At 39.8% G+C, this 3,558-nt stretch carries 5 protein-coding genes; all 5 read right to left on the minus strand.

The window, feature by feature from the left end:
• Window positions 1-617, minus strand: a 617-nt coding sequence (locus tag WBN20_RS02300) for a thiamine pyrophosphate-binding protein (RefSeq protein ID WP_424280564.1), incomplete at its 3' end; no start/stop codon positions are given.
• 11 nt (window positions 618-628) lie between these two features.
• Window positions 629-1,453: a hypothetical protein gene (locus WBN20_RS02305; protein ID WP_424280565.1), complete on the minus strand. Its 825-nt coding sequence runs from the start codon at window positions 1,451-1,453 to the stop codon at window positions 629-631.
• Window positions 1,383-2,141, minus strand: a complete 759-nt coding sequence (locus tag WBN20_RS02310; protein WP_424280566.1) for a flavodoxin family protein — start codon at window positions 2,139-2,141, stop codon at window positions 1,383-1,385. Before WBN20_RS02310 ends, WBN20_RS02305 begins: the two co-directional genes overlap by 71 nt.
• A 28-nt stretch (window positions 2,142-2,169) precedes the next feature.
• Complete coding sequence (locus WBN20_RS02315; protein ID WP_424270946.1) at window positions 2,170-2,442, minus strand: hypothetical protein; 273 nt, start codon at window positions 2,440-2,442, stop codon at window positions 2,170-2,172.
• Between the two features lie 216 nt (window positions 2,443-2,658).
• A partial coding sequence (locus WBN20_RS02320) for an MFS transporter (RefSeq protein ID WP_424280567.1) occupies window positions 2,659-3,558 on the minus strand: 900 nt, incomplete at its 5' end.

Below are 3,558 nucleotides of genomic sequence, written 5' to 3' on the forward strand. Positions count from 1 at the left end.
TCCACCTTGGCATCCCACATTCCTGTATATAAGTTCGTAGCTCCCGGTCCTGCAATGGTGAAACAAGCTGCAGGTTTTCCTGTAAGTTTACCATAGGCAGACACTGCAAATGCCGCAGCACCTTCATGGCGAATACCATAAAAATTGAGCTTTCCTTTTTGCTCCTGTCGTTTCATGGCGTCGGCAAATCCTAGATTTGAATGCCCAACCATTCCAAAAACTTTGGTTACTCCCCAATTTATCATAGTTTCTACCATGATATCGGAAACCGTAGGCTCGTGTTCCTCCTCTTGTACCAAACCCACATATATGGCTTCATTTTCTTCCTTAGTGGGATAGACTTCAACACCATCATCAAACCCGCCCGGAGGTAAACCGGTGCAGGGATGAAAATCCCAGCCATGCCATGGACATCTTAACAGGCCATTTTCAATTGAGCCTTCACCCAAAGGTCCACCCTGATGCGGACATTTATTGTCTAAGGCAGAAAATTTTCCCTCGAAATGAGTAAGACAGATACCTTTGTGTTTGGCAGTCACTGTTTTTACCCTGCCTTCCGGTAAATCAGTTTTATTATCCAGTACTTTATGCCAAATAAGGTCTTGCGAAGAAGCCATAATTAATTGGTTTAATTTTTAAATTGGACGAATGCCTCGGACAAAAAGGCAGCACCCATGTTCTTGTCAATTTCTGTGGCTGGTAGGATTGCTCCATTAAATCCATTTGCTCCCCAGGAGCCCAAAGATAATGGCTTAAAACCTGAAGTATCCATACTCTCATGCCCTTTATACCCATTGATGTAAAAATAATGATCACTGCACACAGTATCCGGAATTGCAAGACCTAATCCAATTGCATCACCCGTCCTATCATTGAAAATTGCATAAGCCCCGGTGTCAAAGTGGTGTGGCCATATCCGAATTTCGGAGTTTAATTTTTGGTCCTGTAAAAAAGCTTCCAGGACCATTTGAGCCAAAACCCGCAGTTTTAACAATTCGCGAAGTCTGGTAGCGTCCAATAGTTTAAAGACAAAATTATCTTTTATTTGATAGGGAAAATCATAGTGAAAGGAATACGAGTACGCCACCTTAATAGCCCCTTTCGCGGCCATTTTTTCTATCCAATTTAGAATTTCGGCATGGGTGGTGCCATCCAATCGCATTGAAGTGGACACACCATTTGAATTCCATTCTAAAGTAAATTTTTTATAGCTTACAGATAAGGTATCTCCGTTCTCATTTAAAGGCCTTGAATACATACTGCTATTTTCGATGGAAAAACCTAGATTGCTATGGCTGTCATCATCCTTTTTCTCTAAAAAACTTATTCCTGCGGCAGCCAGGTACTGTGCCAGCAGATACATCATTTTTTCCATTACCGGGTTATCTTTTATGTTCGGGGCTGTCAAATCCTGCCTTACATCCGGCAGCCCACTCATCGGGTTGGTTTCCATGTGCCGGGATACCTCCATTATCTTTCAGCATTCGAGCCAAGTGCAAACAATTCCAGACAAGGAAAGTTGTATTTCTATTGGTAAAGTCGTTCTCGGGGCCTCCTGAACCTTCGTCCCTGTAGGAAGGTCCTGGTCCAGCTTCACCCATCCAACCGGCATCCGCCTGTGGAGGCACTGTATAGCCAATATGAGAAAGTGAAAAAAGTATATTCATGGCGCAATGTTTTACACCATCTTCGTTACCTGTTATCAAGGTGGCGCCCACTTTGCCATAATCTCTATATTGCCCTTTTTCATTAAACATATGTGTATAACCATACATCCGCTCTAGTACCCGGTTACAAACAGAAGATTTTTCTCCCAACCAAACCGAGGTACAAAGGATGAGTATATCACAGGCATCTACTTCTTTTTGTAGTATGGGCCAGTCATCTTTATCCCATTCCGGGGTTTTGGACATATCCAGCCCCAGTCCGGCAGGAAGTACATAATCTACAGGTCTGATTACTTTTGTAGCCACACCATTTGCCTCAAAAATTCGCTGGGCAACACCTATAAGTGCTTCGGTATGCGAAAGAACCGGAGTTCTGTTTAGTGTGCAGTTGAGGAATAAAACTTTTAGATCATTGTATTTGGCAGGAGGATGGGAACAGTGTTGTTCCGTCATTTTTGAAAGTTGTTTTGACATTATAGATTGTTTAGAAATTAAAATATTGTTATTCTTTATATTTTATTTTACAAGTAGGACATTCAGTTCCTTCTACAGCACTTTTTAGCTTTATTCCGTCTAAATGAGTTACTATAAAGTCCTGAACAAAAGCATACTTACTTTCTTTATTGTTTACGCCAATCTGAGCATCCTTATATTTTTCACGGATAACGTTACCGTACTCCTGATCTCCCCAACAATTAGGACAAACCCCTTCGGGGATCTCATCAAATTCATCTGTTTTTTTCTTTTTGAATAGATTGCTAAAAAAATTACTCATGAGTTTACAGTTTTAGGAATTAGAATAAAATGTGAACTATAGTCTAATAGTCCCATTTTTTAAAGATTACTTACAGTATTAAGGGCAGTTTGACGCAATGTATTGGTAAAATTGGGGATATAATTGTGTGACAACAAATTTTTGCAAGCTATTGAGCATCCCGTTCCTTGCCTGATTTTTTTATACGATGCAATTAATATCATTTGATATTACCTTTTATACACTCCCTGGTTTAACCTTCTTAGTTTTTGTAAGGGACTTGCTTAATTCCTCCAGTGATATTCCTTTGGTCTCAGGCATAATAAAGGCCACAAAAAGAAGCTGTAAAAACATCATAAATGCAAAAAAAGTAAATACAATTCCAGGGCCTATGGTAGCAAAGAGAATTGGAATTAATGAAGGCACAACAGCTGCAAGAACCCAATGAACAGAACTTCCAAAGCTTTGGCCGTATCCTCTTAAATGATTAGGGAATATTTCTGAAATAAACACCCAAATTACAGTGCCTTGTCCAATTGCATGGGCCGCTATAAAAAGAAATAAAAAGAAAGCTACGGAAATTCCTTCCCAGTTTAAATAAAAGGCACAGGCTACCAGAGATAGAGCTATAATGTATCCAATAGAACCGATATACATTAATTGTTTTCTGCCCATTCGGTCAATCAGGTATATTCCCAAAAGGGTGAATACCATATTGGTAATCCCTATTCCAATACTACTTAATAGGGCCGTACTGGAACCCAGGCCAGCTTCTTCCAATATTCGCGGGGCATAATAAAGAAACGCATTGATGCCTGAGAGTTGATTAAAAAAGGCAATACAAAAAGCCAGTATCAATGGAAATCTATATTTCATTAAGAAAATATTTTCCCCCGGAATAGTGCCTTCACTTTCCTTTTTAATTTCCAGCATCATGTGTTCTGTATCCATACCTGGATTTATAACTTCTAAAACTTCTTTAGCCTCATCAACACGTAGTTTAGATAACAACCACCTGGGGCTTTTTGGAATTGTCAATGCGAATACGGTATAAATAACTGCCGGGATGGCTTCAACTCCTACCATCCAACGCCAGGCATTTTCCCCAATTCCATTTAATAGGTAATTTGAAAAAAA

The organism is Eudoraea sp. (assembly GCF_049665975.1).
Taxonomy (GTDB): Bacteria; Bacteroidota; Bacteroidia; order Flavobacteriales; family Flavobacteriaceae; genus Eudoraea.